This window comes from Aeribacillus pallidus (assembly GCF_050478865.1).
Lineage (GTDB): Bacteria > Bacillota > Bacilli > Bacillales > JACDOC01 > JACDOC01.
Map to the genome: position 1 here is coordinate 118,364 of NZ_JBCNBW010000004.1, position 21,543 is coordinate 139,906.

Here is a 21,543-nt window from a genome sequence, read left to right on the forward strand (position 1 = left end):
AATTGGGAATATGGCAATTAAAAAAGTAATGGTCGTTGGGGCAGGACAAATGGGCTCAGGCATTGCCCAAGTGTGTGCACAAGCAGGATATGAAGTCATTTTAAACGACTTAAAGCAAGAGTTTGTGGAGCGCGGTTTAGGGGTTATTTCGAAAAATTTGTCTCGTCAAGTCAATAAAGGGCGCCTGACAGAAGAAGAAAAAGAAGCCGTATTAGCACGCATTACTTCTTCTGTAGATTTAAAAGACGGTCATGACGTCGATCTCGTCATTGAAGCAGCCGTCGAGAATATGGAGATTAAGCAAAAAATCTTTGCAGAACTAGATGAAATTACACCGGCACATGCCATTTTAGCGTCCAATACGTCTTCGTTACCAATTACGGAAATTGCTGTGGTGACGAAACGTCCAGAACAAGTGATTGGCATGCACTTTATGAATCCGGTACCGGTTATGAAACTTGTCGAAATTATTCGTGGTTTAGCAACAAGAGACGATGTGTATCAAGCAATTGAAGATATGACAAAATCGTTAAACAAAGTACCGGTAGAAGTAAATGACTTCCCTGGCTTCGTCTCGAACCGGGTGTTAATGCCAATGATTAACGAGGCGATTTACACGTTATACGAAGGGGTAGCAACAAAAGAGGCCATTGATGAAGTGATGAAGCTAGGAATGAATCACCCGATGGGACCGCTAACTTTAGCGGACTTTATCGGACTTGATACGTGCTTATACATTATGGAAACGCTTCATGAAGGATTTGGAGACGACAAGTATCGCCCTTGTCCGCTTCTCCGGAAATATGTGAAAGCAGGTTGGTTAGGTCGAAAAACAGGTCGCGGGTTCTACACATATGAGTAATTTATTGAACAGCAGGAGGGGACTGGGATGCATTTACGATTCACGGAAGAACAAGATATGATGCGGAAAATGGTACGTGATTTTGCGCAAACAGAAATTGCTCCATTTGTCGAACACATGGAAAAAGGGGAGTTTCCACGGCCCATTTTAAATAAAATGGCTGAACTAGGTCTCATGGGAATTACCGTTCCAGAACACTACGGCGGCTCTGGAATGGACTTTATGTCCTACATTATCGCCATTCATGAAATTTCGAAAGTAAGTGCAACGGTCGGCGTGATTTTATCCGTTCATACATCCGTTGGCACCAACCCAATTCTTTATTTCGGAACGGAAGAGCAAAAACAAAAGTACGTTCCAAAGCTTGCTTCCGGAGAATATTTAGGGGCGTTTTGTTTAACGGAGCCAAGCGCAGGTTCCGATGCCAAAAGCTTACGGTCACGTGCGGTCAAACAAGGGGATCACTATATCATTAACGGTTCGAAAGTGTTTATTACCAACGGGGGTGAAGCAGACGTATACATCGTCTTTGCCTCTACCAACCCGGAGGCAGGAAGTCGTGGAGTTTCTGCTTTTATCGTCGAAAAGGATACACCAGGACTCATCGTAGGAAAAGACGAAAAGAAAATGGGCTTGCACGGGTCACGTACGGTGCAATTAACATTTGAAGACATGAAAGTGCCTGCTGAAAACTTATTAGGGGAAGAAGGACAAGGCTTTAAAATTGCGATGGCGAACTTAGATGTAGGTCGTATCGGCATTGCTGCCCAAGCGTTAGGAATTGCTGAAGCAGCCTATGAACATGCGGTGGCGTATGCGAAAGAACGTCATCAGTTCGGTAAGCCAATTGCCGCGCAGCAAGCGATTGGTTTCAAGCTCGCTGATATGGCCACTAGCATCGAAGGCGCTAAACTGCTAGTGTATCGAGCGGCGGACTTACGCACAAAAGGATTGCCTTGCGGGAAAGAAGCTTCGATGGCCAAATTATTTGCTTCAAGAACGGCTGTTGAAGTGACGACAGAAGCCATTCAAGTATACGGTGGCTACGGATATACAGAAGAATATCCGGTCGAGCGTCTGTTTAGAGATGCAAAAGTTACTGAAATTTATGAAGGAACAAGCGAAATTCAACGGATTGTTATTGGAAAGCATTTGTTAAAATAAATGTCTTTTAAAAGCAACTGACTAATCGAATGGGGGATGGAAGATGAATTTTCAACTAACGGAAGAGCATGAAATGATACGAAAAATGGTGCGCGATTTTGCGAAAAACGAAGTCGCACCAACAGCAGCGGAGCGGGATGAAGAAGAACGGTTTGATCGGGAAATTTTCGACAAAATGGCCGAACTAGGATTAACGGGAATTCCATGGCCGGAAGAATACGGGGGTATCGGTAGCGACTATTTAGCGTACTGTATTGCAGTTGAGGAGCTTTCTCGCGTATGTGCATCGACAGGTGTGACGCTGTCTGCACATACGTCACTTGCCGGTTGGCCAATTTATAAGTTTGGTACGGAAGAACAAAAGCAAAAATATTTACGGCCGATGGCCCAAGGGGAGAAAATCGGGGCTTACGGTTTAACAGAACCGGGGTCTGGTTCCGATGCGGGAGCGATGAAGACGACCGCTCGCCTAGAAGGAGATTACTATATTTTAAACGGGTCGAAAATTTTCATCACCAACGGCGGAGTGGCTGATATTTACGTCGTCTTTGCTTTAACCGATCCATCGCAAAAACATAAAGGGACGAGTGCCTTTATCATTGAAAAAGATTTTGAAGGTTTTAGAGTTGGAAAGAAAGAGAAAAAGCTCGGCATTCGCTCATCGCCAACAACGGAAATTATTTTTGAGGATTGTAAAGTACCAAAAGAAAATTTACTTGGAAAAGAAGGAGAAGGCTTTAAAATTGCAATGATGACGTTAGACGGTGGTCGAAACGGGATTGCTGCCCAGGCTGTCGGAATTGCCCAAGGAGCCTTAGATGCGGCGATTGAATATGCAAAAGAACGTTATCAATTTGGAAAACCGATTGCTGCTAACCAAGGTATTTCGTTCAAGCTAGCCGATATGGCGACAAGCATTGAAGCGGCTCGCTTACTCACGTATCAAGCGGCATGGTTAGAGTCCCAAGGGCTACCGTACGGAAAAGAATCAGCCATGTCCAAATTGTTTGCCGGAGATACTGCGATGAAAGTGACTACCGAAGCGGTACAAATTTTCGGTGGGTATGGTTATACGAAAGATTATCCAGTAGAGCGGTTTATGCGCGATGCGAAAATTACGCAAATCTACGAAGGAACTCAAGAAATTCAACGTCTCGTCATTTCGCGTATGTTAACCCGCTAACAACCATCCTGTGAAAAGGTGGTCGATGAAGTGAGTAAAAAAAGAGAAGTCCAAGCTTCTGTAAAAGATGAACGTCTCGTGAAAATTCGAAGAGACCAAATGATTCACGGGGCGATCAGCTTGTTCAAACAAAAAGGGTTTCATCGTACAACGACGAGGGAAATTGCGAGGGCTGCCGGGTTTAGTATCGGCACCCTCTATGAATATATTCGAACAAAAGAAGATGTCTTGTACTTAGTATGTGACCGCATCTATGAAGAAGTTAGTGAACGTCTTCAACAAAGTATGGATTTAAAGGCGGGTACGTTAGATAGTTTGGTCGATGCGATTTCAAACTATTTTAAAGTCATGGACGAAATGCAAGATGAAGTGTTAGTCATGTATCAAGAGGCGAAATCGTTATCGAAAGACGCTTTACCGTACGTATTGAAAAAGGAGATGGAAATGGTCGGGATGTTTGAGACGATTATTCGTCGTTGTGTGGAGAACGGGGAAATCCACTTAGATGAGGACCAAATCCACCTTATTGCTCATAACATTTTTGTTCAAGGACAAATGTGGGGCTTTCGTCGCTGGGCTTTACAAAAAACGTATACGCTTGATCAATACATTCAATTGCAGACGAGATTATTGATATCAGGAATAAAGGGGTATAGAAACAAAAACGAACAGGGGGATAAACATGAGTACAATCGAAGTGTATAAGCCAAAGCATCACATTCGATTTGTCACGGCGTCCAGTTTATTTGATGGACACGATGCTTCCATCAATATTATGCGGCGTATTTTACAAGCAAGCGGTGCCGAAGTCATTCATTTAGGCCATAACCGTTCGGTCGAAGAAATTGTGAATGCGGCGATTCAAGAAGACGTTCAAGGAATCGCGGTTTCTTCGTATCAAGGCGGACATATGGAATTTTTTAAATATATGTACGACTTGTTGAAGGAAAAAGGGGCTCCTCACATCCGTATTTATGGGGGCGGGGGCGGTGTTATTATCCCGAAGGAAATTAAGGAGCTTCACGAATACGGCATTGCCCGAATCTTTTCACCTGAAGACGGTCGACAGCTTGGTTTACAAGGTATGATCAACCTCATGTTAAAAGAATGTGATTTTCCAACGGTGACGAGCGGAATGGAAGAAGAAGTGGAAAAATTAAAAGAAGGAAACGTTAATGCCATTGCCAAACTGATTACGTTAGCCGAATATCAAGTTGGTGGACAGGAGGAAGTAGCGGCAACGGTTCAAGCGGTGATGAAAGAAGTCCGCTCGTTAGCACACTCCATTCCAGTACTCGGGATTACCGGAACAGGGGGAGCCGGAAAAAGTTCATTAACAGACGAATTAATTCGTCGCTTTATTAACGAATTTGAAGATAAAAAAGTAGCGGTTCTTTCTGTGGACCCAACGAAACAAAAAACAGGAGGCGCGCTTTTAGGAGACCGTATTCGAATGAATGCGATTTTCTCACCACGAGTCTATATGCGTTCGCTCGCCACACGAGGGTCGAAAAACGAGCTCTCACTAGCCATTCGCGATGCCATTTCGGTCGTTAAAGCCGCTGGATTTGACTTAGTCATTGTCGAAACGAGCGGAATCGGTCAAGGGGACGCCGAAATTCGTGACATTTCCGATGTGGCGATGTACGTCATGACGAGCGAGTTTGGCGCGCCATCCCAGCTTGAAAAGATTGATATGATTGACTATGCTGATTTAATTGTCATTAACAAATTCGAACGAAAAGGTTCAGAAGATGCACTTCGTCAAGTACAAAAGCAATACCAGCGCAGCCATATGTTATTTGACAAAGACTTATCGGAAATGCCTGTGTACGGTACGATCGCGAGTCAATTCAACGATCCAGGAACGAATGCGTTATTTGCGGCTTTAATTGAGAAAATAAACAAAAAAATGGGATTTGACTGGAAGACATCGTACTCCAAAGATGAAAAAGTAGTGAAGCAAAACGTCATTATCCCGAACGAACGCCGTTATTATTTGCGAGAAATTGCAGAAACGGTACGCAACTATCATAAACACGTCGATGAGCAAGTCCGGTTCGGCCGTCGGTTGTTCCAATTAGAAGGTGCGATTGAAGCTCTGAAAGAACAAGAAGGAAACGAAGATGTTATCCGTTCACTCCAAACGTTAAAGAAAGAAGTGGAAGAAAAATTAACTCCTGAATCGAAAAAAATTTTAGCCGGCTGGGAAGAGATGAAAGCCCTTTATGCGGGAGAAACGTTCGTGACGAAAGTTCGAGATAAAGAAATCGTCACCGAACTTTCAACGAAAAGCTTATCCGGTTTGCGCATTCCAAAAGTGGCGTTACCGAAGTTTAAAGACTATGGCGAAATTTTACGATGGGTGTACAAAGAAAATGTTCCTGGAAAATTCCCGTTTACGGCAGGTGTCTTCCCGTTCAAACGACAAGGGGAAGATCCAAAGCGTCAATTTGCCGGTGAGGGAACACCAGAACGGACGAACAAACGGTTCCATTACTTGTCCAAAGATGATCAAGCGAAACGCTTAAGTACAGCGTTTGACTCAGTCACCTTGTACGGGGAAGACCCAGATTACCGTCCAGATATTTACGGAAAAGTCGGCGAAAGTGGGGTCAGCGTCTGTACGCTCGATGATATGAAAAAATTGTACGCCGGGTTCGATTTATGCCATCCGCTCACATCCGTATCGATGACGATAAACGGTCCAGCGCCGATTATTTTAGCGATGTATATGAATACAGCCATTGACCAACAAGTAGAGAAAAAAGAGCAAGAGTTAGGACGGCCGTTAACAAAAGAAGAGTACGAGGAAGTAAAAGCCTATACGCTTCGTACGGTTCGCGGAACGGTCCAGGCGGATATTTTAAAAGAAGACCAAGGACAAAATACGTGTATTTTCTCTACCGAATTTGCTCTTCGGATGATGGGCGATGTCCAAGAATACTTTATCCAAAACGGTGTTCGTAACTATTATTCCGTATCCATCTCTGGATATCATATTGCCGAAGCGGGAGCGAACCCGATTTCCCAATTAGCGTTTACGCTAGCTAACGGGTTTACGTACGTCGAATATTACTTAAGTCGTGGTATGCATATCGACGACTTTGCACCGAATCTATCGTTCTTCTTCTCTAACGGCTTAGACCCAGAATATACGGTGATTGGTCGTGTCGCCCGTCGTATTTGGGCAACGGTGATGCGGGAAAAATATGGTGCGAACGAACGAAGCCAAAAGCTCAAATATCACGTGCAAACATCTGGTCGTTCGTTACACGCACAAGAAATCGACTTTAATGACATTCGTACCACTTTACAAGCGTTAATGGCCCTTCAAGATAACTGTAACTCCTTGCATACGAACGCCTACGATGAAGCGATTACGACACCTACGGAAGAATCGGTTCGTCGAGCGATGGCTATTCAGCTCATTATTACAAAAGAGCACGGGTTATCAAAAAACGAAAACCCACTTCAAGGTTCATTTATTATAGAAGAGTTAACCGACCTAGTTGAACAAGAGGTTTTAAAAGAGTTTGATCGTCTTAACGACCGGGGCGGTGTACTCGGTGCGATGGAAACACAATATCAACGAAGCAAAATTCAAGAAGAATCGATGTACTATGAAATGAAAAAACACTCAGGTGAACTACCGATTATTGGTGTCAATACGTATCTAAATCCAAATCCTCCTTCAGAAGAAGAATTAAATAACATGGAATTAGCGCGTGCAACAAAAGAAGAGAAAGAAACACAAATTCGTAATTTAAAAGCGTTCCACGAGCGAAATAAAGACAAAGTAGACGAAGCGCTAAAACGCTTAAAAGAAACGGCGGTCTCCGGAGGTAATATTTTTGCCGAACTCATGGAAACCGTCAAAGTGGCGAGCCTCGGCCAAATTACTAAAGCCCTTTACGAAGTGGGCGGTCAATATCGCCGAAACATGTGATTTTTGATAAGGTCATTCTCCTTTTTTTTTAAGAGGGGCATGACCCTTTTTTTATTAATGGGTATAATAGAAGTAAAGGAAAACGAGATGTACGATTCAAAAATATGTTTGGCCGAAATTGCTCGCTCCTTGGTCGTAGGGGTTATTATTATGTGTAGGATGTGTCTTAGGTGAAAAAATTTGGCTACGTACTCATCATTGGCTTACTTGTATATGTGACAAAACAGTTGTATCTTCACCAATTAGGTGCGATTCCCTTTTTATTATTTGCGGTTTATTTTTTCTACTTAGGGATAAAAGAATTGAGGAAAGAACGAGCACACACGAAAGACCGGCGCAAACGGGCGAGCAATTCGTAATTTTCTTTAGCAAGAAACTCACTTCTATCTAGCATAAATGATTTGGATTTGTTTATAATGAGTATTATGGATTTTCGACGATTCTATTAGTTTGTCTTTTTTCACTCGAATATTTGAGTGTGAAATATAGAAAGGATGTGCAGATGTTGAGTTTGGATCAGTTATCTCAAGAACAATTGCAAGAAATGTCGCTTATCGAACTTGCTCATGCCATTTTAAACAACCAGAAACAACCGCTATCCTTTCATGACCTGTTAACTGAAATTGCTCAATTGACAGGTCGTTCGGAAAGCGAAATTCGTGAGAAAATGGTTCAATTTTACACAGACTTAAATATCGATGGTCGCTTCTTATGTATTGGGGAAAACAAGTGGGGCTTGCGTGCATGGTACCCAGTAGAGCAAATTGAAGAAGAAACCGCTCCAACGATCAAGCCGAAGAAGAAAAAGGCGAAAAAGCTTGTTGATGAAGATCTCGATGATTTCGAAGATCTTGACGATGAGGACCTTGACTTTGATGACCTCGACGACTACGACGATGACGACTTAGTTGATGATGTAGATGATGACGATTATGAAGAACTGGACGAAGAAGACGAGTTTGATGAAGATCTAGTCGAGGATGACTACGACTTAGATGATGAGTTAGAGGATGAAGATGAGCTAGACATTGAGGATGACGAAGAAGAATTATAATCTTCTTGACTTCCTTTGGTGAAGACGATAGTATTTTATTTGGGCTCCTTAAAAAAGGAACTGAAATGAAAATGATACGCTCCCTTACCATTTGTAAGCGGAGCGTTTTCTATTTTCTCCCCCAAAAAAATTATTTTGAATGGTTTCAGTGCATACTTGTAAATAAGTTTCGCTGGAGCTATGGAGAACGAAGAGGGACCTAGTGCCTCGTTCATCGAAGTAGGAAAACATACTAAAGGGGGAACTAGTATGACAAAATACATTTTTGTAACAGGTGGCGTCGTATCATCTTTAGGAAAAGGAATTACAGCAGCTTCTCTAGGACGGCTACTAAAAAACCGCGGTTTAAACGTAACGATTCAAAAGTTTGACCCATACATTAACGTCGACCCAGGGACCATGAGCCCTTATCAACACGGTGAAGTATTCGTGACAGACGATGGAGCAGAAACAGACTTAGACTTAGGTCACTACGAACGTTTTATTGATATTAATTTAAACAAATATAGCAATGTGACGACAGGGAAGATTTATTCAACGGTTCTGAAAAAAGAACGTCGTGGAGATTATCTAGGTGGAACAGTTCAAGTGATTCCGCATATTACAAACGAAATTAAAGAACGCGTCTTTCGTGCCGGAAAAGAAACAAACGCCGATGTCGTCATTACTGAGATCGGTGGTACGGTTGGAGACATTGAATCCTTGCCGTTTTTAGAAGCGATTCGTCAAATCAAAAGTGACGTTGGCCGTGATAATGTTATGTACATTCATTGTACGCTTGTTCCATACATTAAAGCGGCAGGGGAAATGAAAACGAAGCCAACTCAACATAGTGTGAAAGAATTACGTAGCCTTGGCATCCAGCCAAACGTGATTGTCGTTCGTACAGAAATGCCAATTTCCCAAGAGATGAAAGACAAAATCGCGTTATTCTGTGATATCGATCCGAAAGCGGTGATTGAGGCGCGAGACGCAGATACATTATACGCTGTACCACTAGCACTGCAAGAGCAAAAATTAGACCAAATCGTTTGCGAACATTTGAAACTAGATTGTCAAGAAGCGGATATGACCGAATGGAAAGCGCTAGTAGACAAAGTTCGCAACTTGTCCAACAAAACGAAAATTGCACTTGTTGGTAAATATGTGGCTTTACAAGATGCCTATATTTCCGTTGTTGAAGCATTAAGACATGCTGGTTATGCATTTGATACAGATGTGGAAATTAAATGGATTAATGCCGAACACGTGACAAAAGAAAACGTATCCGAGTTGTTAGGCGATGTGGACGGTATCCTCGTTCCAGGTGGATTTGGTGATCGCGGTGTCGAAGGAAAAATTGTCGCTGCACAATATGCTCGTGAAAATAAAGTGCCGTTCCTCGGTATTTGCTTAGGTATGCAAATCGCCTGCATTGAATATGCACGGCACGTGCTTAACTTAGAGGGAGCGCATTCCGCTGAAATTGATCCAAATACGAAATACCCAATTATTGACTTATTACCTGAGCAAAAAGATGTCGAAGATTTAGGAGGAACGTTGCGCCTAGGTTTATATCCTTGTAAGTTAGTACCAGGAACAAATGCATATGCAGCGTACAATAAAGAAGTTGTCTATGAACGCCATCGTCACCGTTATGAATTTAATAATACGTTCCGTCAACAAATGGAAGAGGCGGGCTTTGTCTTCTCTGGTACAAGCCCAGATGGACGTTTAGTAGAAATTATCGAATTAAAAGATCACCCATGGTTTGTCGCTTCCCAATTCCACCCAGAATTCACATCCCGCCCAACACGTCCACAGCCGCTATTCCGCGACTTTGTCAAAGCGGCCATTAGCACAAAACAATAATATATAGAAAGGTTCAAGGGAATCCTTGAACCTTTTTTATCGAGAGAAAATAATCTAGAACATCTACGAAAGTGTCTGTTATACCGATGTAGGTGTCTAGAATCAAAGTGAAATTGACTAAAAAGTGTCCGGAAAACTAATAACATGGTTCCGAACTTACTCTCTACTTGCCATTTGTGACACGTTTTGTGCCGTATCTCTACTTTATGTGCCTTTAAGAAACTCCGAAGTTTATAAAAAAGAGCTAGCCGAATGAAAAGGCCAGCTCTTCTGAACGAATTTTAATATTCGTTCAACATTTCTTCCAAAGTAAACTTTAGGCAGAAATAAATGTATAACGCAGCGATGGTTGCCGGGAAGCCTACTCGTTCGCCTGATTCGTCAGGAAGCATACTTTTAATCACTTTTGTATCAATATGTACATCCGCTAATGTCGTTAAGTCTTTTGCGCTATCAGACGAAACAGCACCTGACACCGCCACGAACGGAATTTGTTTTTCTACAAGCTGTTGTCCTAGCTGAAGTGCATCCTCGTCGGTACTGAATCGGCTAACAAGCAGTACCCGATCGGCAGAAGTTAGTTCATCGAGTTGATCAGCAGCTAAAATTCGAGCGTTGGCTAGAGGTTCTTTTCCTTTTAACGCTTCAATTGCCACAACTTCCATTTCGCCAAACCCACAAATGTATATGTTGCCTTCGCCTACTGCTGCTTGTGCTAACAATCGGGCACCGTCTTCAATCGAAAATTCCTCTTTATCGAAAATACGGTTCATTAACCCAGATAATTGAGTAGTGAACATTTTAATCAAATTAATCAACCCCTTAAAATGGTAGGATTGTCAACGAATATTATTTATAAGTGTCGTCTCTCATTATAAAAGTGATGGAGGGGAAAAGCAAAAGAGGATGATGACTTCTGTCGAAAATCTTTTTAAGACAGGAGCAGGAAATAGTAGGAAAAAAAAGAAGTATTATTTAACCAATACCAATAGTTTCGTATAATGGGATGTAGGTAGGAACTTTTGGGCTGTGGGAACGAGGATAAGGGAGTGAAAGGAATGAAAGAAAAAATTTTAATCGTTGATGACCAGTTTGGCATTCGTATTTTGTTGAACGAAGTATTGCAAAAAGAAGGATATGAAACGTTTCAAGCCGCAAATGGTATTCAGGCATTAGAAATTTTAGAAAAAAATTCACCAGATTTAGTATTGTTAGACATGAAAATTCCTGGAATGGATGGGATTGAAATATTAAAACGGATGAAAGAAAAAGATCCAGATATTCGTGTGATCATTATGACCGCCTATGGTGAATTGGATATGATTCAAGAGGCCAAGGACTTAGGAGCGCTTACGCATTTTGCGAAACCGTTTGATATTGATGATATTCGTCAAGCAGTCAAGGAATACTTACCAATTCGTTCAAACTAATTGCAAAATATATTTGTTAATCGTTCGAACTTGTTGGTAAAATGGGCATGAATTTGGTATCATACTAATGAATTTTAAAAGTAAGTCTACCAGATGAGTACATATTTCAAACGATGAGGTTCTGGCGGACTTTTTTGAATTTATTAAGGAGGAAGAAAAATGCCTTTAGTTTCCATGACTGAAATGTTGAACAAAGCAAAAAAAGAAGGCTATGCTGTTGGGCAGTTCAACTTAAACAACCTTGAGTTCACGCAAGCAATTTTACAAGCAGCTCAGGAAGAAAAGTCACCGGTCATCCTTGGTGTATCTGAAGGTGCTGGACGTTACATGGGTGGCTTTAAACTCGTTGTGAATATGGTAAAAGCGCTCATGGAAGAATACAATGTGACCGTTCCAGTAGCGATTCACTTAGACCACGGTTCTAGCTTCGAATCTTGTGCGAAAGCTATTCATGCTGGATTCACTTCTGTTATGATTGACGCTTCTCATCATCCATTTGAAGAAAACGTAGCAATCACTTCCAAAGTAGTAGAATTAGCTCATATCCACGGTGTTTCCGTAGAAGCAGAGCTTGGTGTCGTTGGTGGTCAAGAAGATGATGTAGTGGCTAATGGCATCATTTACGCCGATCCAGATGAGTGTGAAGAGCTTGTAAAACGTACAGGAATCGACTGCTTAGCGCCAGCATTAGGTTCTGTACATGGCCCTTACAAAGGTGAGCCTAACTTAGGATTTGCGGAAATGGAAGAAATCAGCAATCGTACAGGTGTACCGCTCGTTCTTCATGGTGGAACTGGAATTCCAACAAAAGATATTCAACGTGCGATTTCCCTTGGTACAGCGAAAATCAACGTAAATACGGAAAACCAAATCGCATCTTCGAAAAAAGTTCGCGAAATTTTAGCAGAAAAACCAGACCTATACGATCCTCGTAAATATTTAGGACCTGCTCGTGAAGCGATTAAAGAAACTGTAAAAGGAAAAATGCGCGAGTTCGGTTCTTCTGGAAAAGCTGAATAATGAACGGATCAAGACCTGTCAAGGGGATCCCCCTTTGTCAGGTCTTCTCTTCAAATGGAAAAATGATTTTGTCCGCTTGTTCTCCTGCGATTCTATAGGTTTAATTTCACGAGATTTTTCCATCCGACTTTTATTACAAACGAATTTGCTACCGTCATTAGGAGGAATAGAAAACATGAAATTCTTTATTGATACAGCGAACCTTGCCGAAATTAAAGAAGCACATGAGCTTGGTATTTTAGCTGGTGTAACAACCAACCCATCGCTTGTGGCAAAAGAAAACGTATCATTTCACGATCGTCTTCGCGAAATCACATCATTTGTATCGGGGTCTGTCAGTGCCGAAGTTATTGCCACAGATGCAGAAGGGATGATTAAAGAAGGAAAAGAACTCGCTCAAATCGCTCCAAACATTACGATTAAAGTACCAATGACACCAGATGGATTAAAGGCTGTTCATGCGTTTTCCAAAGAAGGAATCAAAACGAACGTGACGCTCGTATTTAGCGCAAACCAAGCGTTACTAGCAGCACGTGCAGGCGCAACGTATGTGTCTCCATTTTTAGGACGTCTAGATGATATCGGTCATGACGGCTTAGATTTAATTGAAAAAATTGCTCATATTTTCGATATTCATGGGATTGAAACTGAAATTATTGCAGCATCTATTCGCCATCCTCAGCACGTCACAGAAGCAGCATTACGTGGGGCTCACATTGCGACGGTACCGTATAAAGTCTTAATGCAACTGTTTAAACATCCATTAACAGATAAAGGGATTGAAGCATTTTTAGCTGACTGGAATCAAGCATTTAACAAATAACGATCGACTCACGCCTTTTTGCAAAAAAGTATACGTTTAAAATTTTTCCAATTAATACATGTTAAGGTGTAAAACGAGTAAACTAAGTGAAAACTAGACATACATCTTGTGGAAAACGTAATCGAGTCTATGCAATGGGTGATAACTGAGCAGCATTTCGAATGGAAATGTGGAGAAGGGAGTCAAAAATGGAAAAGTTAAAAATAGCAGGAGGATCACCATTACAAGGAACCGTCAAAATTAGCGGCGCAAAAAACAGTGCCGTTGCATTAATTCCTGCTACGATTTTAGCTGATTCTCCTGTCACAATTGAAGGTCTACCAGATATTTCGGATGTTCATATTTTAAAAAGCTTGCTTGAAGAAATTGGTGGTAAAGTCCAATTAAGTGATGGTGAAATGACCGTTGACCCATCCAAAATGATTCCCATGCCTCTTCCAAATGGGAATGTGAAAAAGTTACGGGCTTCTTATTATTTAATGGGAGCCATGCTCGGGCGCTTTAAAAAAGCGGTCATTGGCTTACCTGGCGGATGTCATTTAGGACCACGACCAATAGACCAACACATTAAAGGATTTGAAGCGTTAGGTGCGAAGGTAACGAACGAGCAAGGGGCCATTTATTTACGTGCCGATGAGCTTCGTGGTGCTCGAATTTATTTGGACGTTGTCAGTGTCGGAGCAACCATTAACATTATGCTTGCTGCGGTATTAGCGAAAGGTCGCACCATCATTGAAAACGCGGCGAAAGAGCCAGAAATTATTGATGTAGCCACACTGCTAACGAATATGGGAGCTCGAATTAAAGGGGCAGGTACGGATGTGATCCGGATTGATGGTGTGGATTCGTTAAGTGGTTGCCGTCATACGATTATCCCTGACCGAATTGAAGCAGGAACGTTCATGATTTTAGCAGCAGCGATAGGAAAAGGTGTGTTTATCGATAACGTGATTCCCCTACATTTAGAGTCGGTGACAGCGAAATTACGCGAAATGGGCGTACCTATTGAAGTTGGTGACGATCAAATTTTTGTGGGATGGGCTGATCATTTGAAAGCCGTCGATGTAAAAACACTTGTGTATCCTGGTTTCCCTACAGATTTACAACAACCGTTTACTTCTCTTTTAACAAAAGCAGAAGGAACGTCCGTTGTAACCGATACCATTTACTCCGCAAGATTTAAACATATCGATGAGTTACGCCGGATGAACGCTGATATTAAAGTTGAAGGGCGTTCAGCCATCGTGCATGGGCCGGTTCAATTACAAGGTGCAAAAGTTCGAGCGAGTGACCTCCGAGCTGGTGCCGCGTTAGTCATCGCTGGATTAATGGCCGATGGAATTACAGAAGTAACCGGTTTAGAACATATTGATCGTGGGTATTGCGAACTGGTCGAAAAGCTCACTGGTCTTGGAGCAACCGTTTGGCGTGAAAAAATGACAGAGGAAGAAATTGAACAGTTAAAAAATATGTAAATTCCTCTTTCAACTGCGAAAATGTGTTACAATAAATATGGATATGTGTTATACGAATAAAAGGGTAAGATGGGATTGTAACACAGGAGGAATAATTAATGGAAAGAAGCTTATCAATGGAATTAGTTCGTGTCACCGAAGCCGCTGCGTTAGCCTCAGCTCGCTGGATGGGTCGTGGAAAAAAGAATGAAGCGGATGAAGCCGCAACTTCAGCCATGCGTGACGTGTTTGATACGGTTCCAATGAAAGGAACAGTGGTGATTGGTGAAGGAGAAATGGACGAGGCTCCGATGTTGTACATTGGTGAAAAACTAGGGACCGGTTATGGACCGCGAGTGGATGTTGCAGTCGATCCATTAGAAGGAACAAACATCGTTGCTTCCGGAGGCTGGAATGCGTTAGCCGTATTAGCAGTAGCCGATCACGGGAACTTATTACACGCCCCTGATATGTACATGGATAAAATCGCCGTAGGCCCAGAAGCGGTTGGTCAAATTGACATCAACGCTCCGATTATCGATAATTTAAAAGCGGTCGCAAAGGCGAAAAATAAAGATATTGAGGATGTCGTGGCTACCGTTTTGAATCGCCCGCGTCACGAACACATTATTCAACAATTGCGCGAAGCGGGAGCGCGTATTAAATTAATTAATGACGGGGATGTAGCAGGCGCGATTAATACCGCTTTTGACCATACAGGTGTTGATATTTTATTCGGTTCTGGTGGAGCACCTGAAGGAGTTATTGCCGCTGTCGCCTTGAAATGCTTAGGTGGAGAACTTCAGGGACGTTTGTTACCACAAAATGAAGCAGAAGTGGAGCGTTGTCGGAAAATGGGTCTTGATACAGAAAAAGTTCTACGAATGGAAGACCTAGTTCGTGGGGACGATGCCATTTTTGCCGCTACTGGTGTAACGGATGGTGAATTATTAAAAGGTGTTCAATTTAAAGGGTCCTATGGCTTAACCCATTCCGTTGTTATGCGAGCAAAATCTGGAACGGTTCGTTTTATTGAAGGACGCCATAGTTTGAAGAAAAAACCTCATCTTGTTATAAAACCTTAATTTTTTTAGCGACGATTGGAAACCCTTTCTTCCCAAGAAATTCAATCGAGGCAAGCATGTCGCTTGCCTCCATGTTCAATAAACGGTCTTTAGGTGCGGCATGTCTCTTAACGATGGTGGTCGAGGATTCCACTTCATCTCCTTTTTATCTTCACGTTTTCCCAGCTCGGATCGAATAAAAGAGGGATGCGATACAGCCTCCTGATACTGTCGGCTTTCCTTATTAATCTACGCATGCTTTTTCCTGATTCTCATTTTTTAATAAAAATTATGATGCTCTCATTGATTCTTTTCATAACTTGTGGTTAAAATAGAGGTTGTTTTTTGTAAGCGATTTGAAAAAACACTTACCCAGTAGAAAAGTAAGAAAACATGGGGAATTTAGGGAACAACTACGTCCGTCCTTTGATCATCTTCTTACTTGTTCACCTTCAAGGAATGTCACTCGCTTCTTTCCTTTCTTGCTCAAGTTGAATTCTTTATGAAAATCAATTCTTTGTATTTAACTAGCTTCATAAAAACAAAAAGTTGAAAAAAGAAAAGTGTGGTGTCGACATGGAAGAATTAACAATTTCAAGTCTCGAAAATATGAAATTAAAAGAGTTATATGAACTTGCACGAGAATATAAAATCTCTTATTACAGTAAATTGACGAAAAAAGAATTAATTTTCGCCATTTTAAAAGCTCGTGCTGAACAAGAGGGATACTTCTTTATGGAAGGTGTCCTAGAAATTATTCAATCCGAGGGGTTCGGATTTTTACGTCCAATTAATTACTCCCCAAGTTCCGAAGATATTTATATTTCGGCTTCCCAAATTCGTCGTTTTGACCTCCGAAACGGGGATAAAGTATCAGGAAAGGTGCGTCCGCCGAAGGAAAACGAACGTTATTATGGTTTGCTGCATGTGGAAGCCGTTAACGGAGAAGACCCAGAAATTGCTAAAGAACGGGTACACTTTCCAGGGCTCACCCCTTTATATCCAAATCGCCAAATCAAACTAGAAACAACACCGAATAATTTATCAACGCGCATTATGGACTTAATTACACCGGTTGGATTTGGTCAACGTGGATTAATTGTCGCGCCTCCAAAAGCAGGTAAAACGATGTTATTAAAAGAAATTGCGAATGCGATTACGACCAATCATCCGGAGGCTGAACTCATTGTTTTATTAATTGATGAACGTCCAGAAGAAGTAACTGATATTGAACGGTCTGTCGATGCAGAAGTCGTAAGCTCCACGTTTGACGAAGTTCCGGAAAACCATATTAAAGTAGCCGAGCTTGTGCTTGAGCGAGCGATGCGTCTAGTTGAGCACAAACGAGATGTGATTATTTTGATGGATAGTATTACTCGATTAGCACGTGCGTATAACTTAGTTATTCCTCCGAGCGGACGTACGTTATCAGGGGGGATTGACCCAGCTGCATTCCACCGTCCAAAACGCTTCTTCGGAGCCGCCCGTAACATTGAAGAAGGTGGCAGCTTAACGATTTTAGCAACCGCCTTAGTTGATACCGGTTCACGTATGGATGATGTCATTTATGAAGAATTTAAAGGAACAGGAAATATGGAGCTTCATCTCGACCGCTCGTTAGCGGAAAAACGCATTTTCCCTGCCATTGATATTCGTCGTTCGGGAACTCGAAAAGAAGAGCTCCTTATTCCGAAAGAACATTTAGAGTACTTATGGGCCATTCGTAAGACGATGTCTGATGCACCAGATTTTGCCGAGAAGTTTTTACGAAAACTAAAACAGACGAAATCGAACGAAGAATTTTTTGCCTTATTAGCCGAAGAAATGAAAGTGAACGGGCACGGGAAAAAATTATTATAAGAGCGAATAGAGCAACTTTACTCACCATTCGTGGCAATTTGTTGGTAAATTCCATTATTGCAATTCCAAAATGAACTTGCTATAATGGGGTCAGTGTGTATTTTGAGTGATTGCGGTCGGTATAGGTCCGCATCGAAATATAGAACTCTGTTTCGAAATGATTCAGGGCGGAAGGAGTTGAAAAGAATGAAACAAGGAATTCATCCAGAATACAAGAAAGTTCTTGTAAAATGTGCATGTGGTAACGAATTTGAAAGCGGCTCTGTAAAAGACGAGGTACGCGTTGAGATCTGCTCCGAGTGCCATCCTTTCTATACAGGTCGTCAAAAATTCGCTAGCGCAGCAGGTCGCGTTGAGAAATTCAATAAAAAATACGGCCTTAAGTAATAACCGACTAAAACAGGCAAGAAATCATTCCTTGCCTGTTTTTTATTAGTACATATTGAGGAATGTATAAGAGTGTGTGAACATTTGCTCATTTTATAGATCAGAATTTGCTATTTGAAATATATTGGGGAGATTTCAACGAGGAAGGAGCGCCAGGTTCATGTATGTTATGAAGCAGTCAGGATGGGTAGAGGTCATCTGCGGAAGCATGTTTTCCGGTAAATCAGAAGAACTAATTCGTCGTGTGCGTCGCGCACAGTTTGCCAAACAACAAATCATGGTGTTTAAGCCGAAATTGGACAATCGTTATAGCGAAGAATCGGTTGTTTCCCATAACGGTCATTCAGTTTTAGCGAAACCTGTAGAAACTTCCCGGGAAATTGAACAATATGTCGAAGAAAACGTTGATGTGGTGGCCATTGATGAAGTGCAATTTTTTGACGAAGAGATTATTCCGGTTGTTCAAAATTTAGCGAACAATGGTCATCGAGTGATTCTTGCTGGGTTGGATCAAGATTTCCGTGGTGAACCGTTTGGACCTATGCCATATTTAATGGCTATTGCCGAACAAGTGACGAAATTACAAGCCGTATGTACCGTATGTGGTTCACCGGCGAGTCGAACACAGCGTCTGATTAACGGAAAGCCTGCTTTCTATGATGACCCAGTTATTTTAGTTGGTGCTTCAGAAGCATACGAGCCACGTTGTCGACATCATCATGAAGTGCCTATTAGAACAGAAGAAGCATCCACGGTGACTGTCCAAAAACGCCTATAAGGTTATGCGCATAACCTCTTTCGCTGCGGACAAGATAAGCGAAGGAGGTGTTTTTTTATGAAAATTATTTATTATATCGTAGGTGTTTTGATCATTAGTTCGTTCGTTGGTTGTGGCATGCTAGATCGTTCATTCGAAAGGGAAGAAGACCGAAACGGACAACGCTTTGTCTCAAACCGGGAAATGAACTGGGAAGGATACGAAGATGAAGGAAAGTATTATCAAAATCCCAACTTGCTCCATTTCCCAGAACGGACAGCTGTCAATAACGATGATGATGTGGAAATGGCTGCAGATATCGTGGTACAAGCAGGGTATGAACCCGATTCCATTTGGATTAACGGAAATACGATGTGGGTAAAAGCCACAGCTACTCAGACCTACGGTCACGAAAAACGGTTAAAAGAAGAAGCGAAACTGCGGAAAAAATTATTAAATGCGCTGCCTCGCTATCAATTTGAAGTCGAAATCGTCGAAGGCGGTTAAAATCACAGCTTCGTTGAATAGGACATGGCCTCGAGATACTGCCCGTTCTTTCCTTTACTGAATCTTTCGGGTATACTATAATTATAATGTTATGGACATAAATTAGAGGTGAATGGCCATGTTTGATCGATTACAAGCAGTAGAAGTGCGCTACGAAAAGCTAAATGAGCTTTTAAGTGACCCGGAAGTGGTTAGTGATCCAAAAAAATTAAGAGATTATTCAAAAGAACAATCAGATATTGAAGAAACGGTACAGACGTATCGTGAGTATAAATCGGTTCGTGAACAATATCAGGATGCGAAATCCATGCTTGAAGAGAAACTGGATCCTGAAATGCGGGAAATGGTAAAAGAGGAAATCTCCGAGCTTGAAGAGCGGATTGAGGAGTTAGAAGAAAAATTAAAAATCTTACTTTTACCAAAAGACCCGAACGATGAAAAGAACGTTATTATGGAAATTCGTGGGGCAGCCGGTGGGGAAGAGGCAGCCCTATTTGCTGGTGACCTTTACCGCATGTACACCCGTTATGCGGAGTCACAAGGATGGAAAACAGAAGTTATTGAAGCGAGCCCAACTGGTTTAGGTGGATATAAAGAAATAATTTTTATGATTAACGGTAAAGGGGCTTATTCAAAGTTAAAATTTGAAAACGGTGCACACCGTGTGCAACGCGTTCCTGAAACGGAATCTGGTGGACGGATTCATACGTCTACGGCAACGGTCGCTTGCTTACCTGAGGCCGAAGAAGTAGAAGTAGAAATTAACGAAAAAGATATCCGGGTGGATACGTTTGCTTCCAGTGGTCCAGGTGGACAAAGCGTAAATACAACAATGTCCGCTGTTCGTTTAACTCACATTCCAACGGGGATTGTCGTATCGTGTCAAGACGAAAAGTCCCAAATTAAAAACAAAGAAAAAGCGATGAAAGTATTACGTGCCCGTATTTATGATAAATACCAACAAGAAGCACGGGCAGAATACGATGCACAGCGTAAATCTGCCGTCGGTACTGGAGACCGCTCCGAGCGCATTCGTACGTATAACTTCCCGCAAAATCGGGTAACCGACCATCGTATCGGTTTAACGATTCAAAAGCTCGACCAAATTTTAGAAGGAAAGCTCGATGAAATTATTGATGCGCTCATTTTAGAAGATCAATCTAGAAAACTACAAAGTGTACAGGAGCAAAAGCAATGAAAGTGTTTGAAGCCCTCCAATGGGCTTCTTCTTTTTTAAAAACGTACGGTCGAGACGAAAATGCGGGAGAACTATTATTACAGCATGTACTTAGGATGAATCGCTCGCAATTATTAGCGAACATAAGGATGGATATTCCATTTGAACAGTTACAAACGTTTCAAACATATGTCCACCAACATGCCACAGGAGTTCCAGTTCAGCACATTACCGGAAGAGAAGAATTTTTTGGACGAACGTTTTCAGTGAATGCTCATGTGTTAATTCCTCGTCCCGAAACGGAGGAATTAGTGGATGGCATGTTACGCCGTATACGGACAATGTTCCCAAAAAAAGATACATTAACGGTTGCTGATATTGGAACTGGTAGTGGCGCGATTGCTATTACAATGAAGTTAGAACAACCTTCGTTACAAGTGCTGGCCGTTGATATATCAGAAAAAGCACTTGAAGTAGCGAAAGCAAACGCTCAATCGTTACAAGCAGATGTTCAATTTTTCCGCGGAGATTTGTTGCAACCGCTCATTGAACGAGGTATACAGCTCGATGTCTTATTGTCTAATCCTCCATATATACCGGTGGGTGAAAAAGAAGCTCTGTCCCCTGTCGTGAAAGACCATGAGCCACATACGGCGTTGTTTGGAGGAGAAGATGGCCTCGATTTTTACCGTCGCTTTGCTCGTGAGTTGCCAAAAGTGATGAAAAAGAGAAGTTTAGCCGGTTTTGAAATTGGGGCCGGGCAAGGTGAAGCGGTCAAACACATGTTTCAACACGCGTTTCCGGAAAGCGATGTTGAGGTCGTGTTCGACATAAACGGGAAAGATCGGATGGTTTTTGTGACGTGGGATGTGTCGGAGTAAGGAAAAACTCAATTCGGATGAGAGAGGGGAGAACCTTAACAAGTTCTTCCCATATTTTTTTTTAATTTCATAGTTTACTATTCACCATCTTAGACCATAATGGCTACTGAAGGGATGGTG

At 41.9% G+C, this 21,543-nt stretch carries 21 protein-coding genes; 19 read left to right on the top strand and 2 right to left on the bottom strand.

The genetic code is table 11. The features are described 5' to 3' along the window. Positions 1-10 precede the first annotated feature (10 nt). From ABES52_RS01180 to pyrG, 8 genes are all read left to right on the top strand, one after another. A complete protein-coding gene (locus ABES52_RS01180; protein ID WP_429648098.1) occupies positions 11-862 on the top strand; it encodes a 3-hydroxybutyryl-CoA dehydrogenase in 852 nt (283 codons plus the stop codon). 27 nt (positions 863-889) lie between these two features. Then, positions 890-2,026: an acyl-CoA dehydrogenase gene (locus ABES52_RS01185; protein WP_429648100.1), complete on the top strand. Its 1,137-nt coding sequence runs from the start codon at positions 890-892 to the stop codon at positions 2,024-2,026. A 43-nt stretch (positions 2,027-2,069) separates the two neighbouring features. Further along, positions 2,070-3,209 (top strand): acyl-CoA dehydrogenase, encoded by a 1,140-nt coding sequence (locus tag ABES52_RS01190; RefSeq protein ID WP_429648101.1) that lies wholly within the window; start codon positions 2,070-2,072, stop codon positions 3,207-3,209. Positions 3,210-3,239: 30 nt separating this feature from the next. Continuing rightward, positions 3,240-3,914, top strand: coding sequence for a TetR/AcrR family transcriptional regulator (locus ABES52_RS01195; RefSeq protein ID WP_429648103.1), 675 nt, complete (start codon positions 3,240-3,242; stop codon positions 3,912-3,914). Beyond that, the gene (gene icmF / locus ABES52_RS01200; RefSeq protein WP_429648105.1) at positions 3,892-7,158 is read left to right on the top strand and encodes a fused isobutyryl-CoA mutase/GTPase IcmF; all 3,267 of its coding nucleotides are present in this window, start codon (positions 3,892-3,894) and stop codon (positions 7,156-7,158) included. Before ABES52_RS01195 ends, icmF begins: the two co-directional genes overlap by 23 nt. A gap of 170 nt (positions 7,159-7,328) precedes the next feature. Next, positions 7,329-7,517, top strand: coding sequence for a hypothetical protein (locus ABES52_RS01205; RefSeq protein ID WP_429648106.1), 189 nt, complete (start codon positions 7,329-7,331; stop codon positions 7,515-7,517). 143 nt (positions 7,518-7,660) lie between these two features. Further along, entirely contained in the window at positions 7,661-8,212 is a 552-nt protein-coding gene (gene rpoE, locus ABES52_RS01210) for a DNA-directed RNA polymerase subunit delta (protein ID WP_429648108.1), read from the top strand. Positions 8,213-8,461: 249 nt separating this feature from the next. Then, positions 8,462-10,063, top strand: a complete 1,602-nt coding sequence (gene pyrG / locus ABES52_RS01215; protein WP_429648110.1) for a CTP synthase — start codon at positions 8,462-8,464, stop codon at positions 10,061-10,063. A gap of 281 nt (positions 10,064-10,344) precedes the next feature. Here pyrG and ABES52_RS01220 read toward each other — a convergent pair whose 3' ends face one another. Continuing rightward, entirely contained in the window at positions 10,345-10,872 is a 528-nt protein-coding gene (locus tag ABES52_RS01220; RefSeq protein WP_429648112.1) for a DUF2529 domain-containing protein, read from the bottom strand. Positions 10,873-11,121: 249 nt separating this feature from the next. Here ABES52_RS01220 and ABES52_RS01225 point away from each other — a divergent pair, with 249 nt between their 5' ends. The 5 genes from ABES52_RS01225 to glpX all read left to right on the top strand — a co-directional run bounded on the left by ABES52_RS01225 (position 11,122) and on the right by glpX (position 15,875). Further along, positions 11,122-11,493 (top strand): response regulator, encoded by a 372-nt coding sequence (locus ABES52_RS01225; protein ID WP_429648114.1) that lies wholly within the window; start codon positions 11,122-11,124, stop codon positions 11,491-11,493. Between the two features lie 159 nt (positions 11,494-11,652). Next, positions 11,653-12,513 (top strand): class II fructose-bisphosphate aldolase, encoded by an 861-nt coding sequence (locus tag ABES52_RS01230; RefSeq protein ID WP_429648115.1) that lies wholly within the window; start codon positions 11,653-11,655, stop codon positions 12,511-12,513. Between the two features lie 175 nt (positions 12,514-12,688). Beyond that, a complete protein-coding gene (gene fsa / locus ABES52_RS01235; RefSeq protein ID WP_429648117.1) occupies positions 12,689-13,336 on the top strand; it encodes a fructose-6-phosphate aldolase in 648 nt (215 codons plus the stop codon). 188 nt (positions 13,337-13,524) lie between these two features. Then, entirely contained in the window at positions 13,525-14,811 is a 1,287-nt protein-coding gene (gene murA / locus ABES52_RS01240; protein ID WP_429648119.1) for a UDP-N-acetylglucosamine 1-carboxyvinyltransferase, read from the top strand. Positions 14,812-14,909: 98 nt separating this feature from the next. Continuing rightward, positions 14,910-15,875: a class II fructose-bisphosphatase gene (gene glpX, locus ABES52_RS01245; protein ID WP_429648120.1), complete on the top strand. Its 966-nt coding sequence runs from the start codon at positions 14,910-14,912 to the stop codon at positions 15,873-15,875. On the opposite strand, the gene ABES52_RS01250 is transcribed toward glpX, so the two are convergent. Further along, positions 15,862-16,008, bottom strand: coding sequence for a hypothetical protein (locus tag ABES52_RS01250; RefSeq protein ID WP_429648122.1), 147 nt, complete (start codon positions 16,006-16,008; stop codon positions 15,862-15,864). The genes glpX and ABES52_RS01250 overlap by 14 nt on opposite strands. Positions 16,009-16,430: 422 nt before the next feature. Between ABES52_RS01250 and rho the strand changes: the two genes are divergently transcribed. The 6 genes from rho (at position 16,431) to prmC (ending at position 21,423) form a co-directional block, all read left to right on the top strand. Then, entirely contained in the window at positions 16,431-17,714 is a 1,284-nt protein-coding gene (gene rho / locus ABES52_RS01255) for a transcription termination factor Rho (protein WP_429648124.1), read from the top strand. Positions 17,715-17,900: 186 nt separating this feature from the next. Continuing rightward, complete coding sequence (gene rpmE / locus ABES52_RS01260; RefSeq protein ID WP_429648126.1) at positions 17,901-18,101, top strand: 50S ribosomal protein L31; 201 nt, start codon at positions 17,901-17,903, stop codon at positions 18,099-18,101. A 160-nt stretch (positions 18,102-18,261) separates the two neighbouring features. Next, positions 18,262-18,879, top strand: a complete 618-nt coding sequence (locus ABES52_RS01265) for a thymidine kinase (RefSeq protein WP_429648128.1) — start codon at positions 18,262-18,264, stop codon at positions 18,877-18,879. A gap of 57 nt (positions 18,880-18,936) precedes the next feature. Next, complete coding sequence (locus ABES52_RS01270) at positions 18,937-19,365, top strand: hypothetical protein (RefSeq protein WP_429648129.1); 429 nt, start codon at positions 18,937-18,939, stop codon at positions 19,363-19,365. Between the two features lie 118 nt (positions 19,366-19,483). Further along, a complete protein-coding gene (gene prfA / locus ABES52_RS01275) occupies positions 19,484-20,563 on the top strand; it encodes a peptide chain release factor 1 (protein ID WP_429648130.1) in 1,080 nt (359 codons plus the stop codon). Next, positions 20,560-21,423: a peptide chain release factor N(5)-glutamine methyltransferase gene (gene prmC / locus ABES52_RS01280; protein ID WP_429648131.1), complete on the top strand. Its 864-nt coding sequence runs from the start codon at positions 20,560-20,562 to the stop codon at positions 21,421-21,423. Before prfA ends, prmC begins: the two co-directional genes overlap by 4 nt. The last annotated feature ends 120 nt before the right edge of the window (positions 21,424-21,543 follow it).

Coding starts and splice junctions, on each gene's coding strand:
- prmC (WP_429648131.1), top strand. CDS start 20,560: ATGAAAGTGTTTGAAGCCCTCCAATGGGCTTCTTCTTTTTTAAAAACG.
- glpX (WP_429648120.1), top strand. CDS start 14,910: ATGGAAAGAAGCTTATCAATGGAATTAGTTCGTGTCACCGAAGCCGCT.
- ABES52_RS01270 (WP_429648129.1), top strand. CDS start 18,937: ATGAAAATTATTTATTATATCGTAGGTGTTTTGATCATTAGTTCGTTC.
- rpmE (WP_429648126.1), top strand. CDS start 17,901: ATGAAACAAGGAATTCATCCAGAATACAAGAAAGTTCTTGTAAAATGT.
- prfA (WP_429648130.1), top strand. CDS start 19,484: ATGTTTGATCGATTACAAGCAGTAGAAGTGCGCTACGAAAAGCTAAAT.
- ABES52_RS01230 (WP_429648115.1), top strand. CDS start 11,653: ATGCCTTTAGTTTCCATGACTGAAATGTTGAACAAAGCAAAAAAAGAA.
- murA (WP_429648119.1), top strand. CDS start 13,525: ATGGAAAAGTTAAAAATAGCAGGAGGATCACCATTACAAGGAACCGTC.
- ABES52_RS01190 (WP_429648101.1), top strand. CDS start 2,070: ATGAATTTTCAACTAACGGAAGAGCATGAAATGATACGAAAAATGGTG.
- ABES52_RS01185 (WP_429648100.1), top strand. CDS start 890: ATGCATTTACGATTCACGGAAGAACAAGATATGATGCGGAAAATGGTA.
- pyrG (WP_429648110.1), top strand. CDS start 8,462: ATGACAAAATACATTTTTGTAACAGGTGGCGTCGTATCATCTTTAGGA.
- ABES52_RS01225 (WP_429648114.1), top strand. CDS start 11,122: ATGAAAGAAAAAATTTTAATCGTTGATGACCAGTTTGGCATTCGTATT.
- rpoE (WP_429648108.1), top strand. CDS start 7,661: ATGTTGAGTTTGGATCAGTTATCTCAAGAACAATTGCAAGAAATGTCG.
- fsa (WP_429648117.1), top strand. CDS start 12,689: ATGAAATTCTTTATTGATACAGCGAACCTTGCCGAAATTAAAGAAGCA.
- rho (WP_429648124.1), top strand. CDS start 16,431: ATGGAAGAATTAACAATTTCAAGTCTCGAAAATATGAAATTAAAAGAG.
- icmF (WP_429648105.1), top strand. CDS start 3,892: ATGAGTACAATCGAAGTGTATAAGCCAAAGCATCACATTCGATTTGTC.
- ABES52_RS01265 (WP_429648128.1), top strand. CDS start 18,262: ATGTATGTTATGAAGCAGTCAGGATGGGTAGAGGTCATCTGCGGAAGC.
- ABES52_RS01180 (WP_429648098.1), top strand. CDS start 11: ATGGCAATTAAAAAAGTAATGGTCGTTGGGGCAGGACAAATGGGCTCA.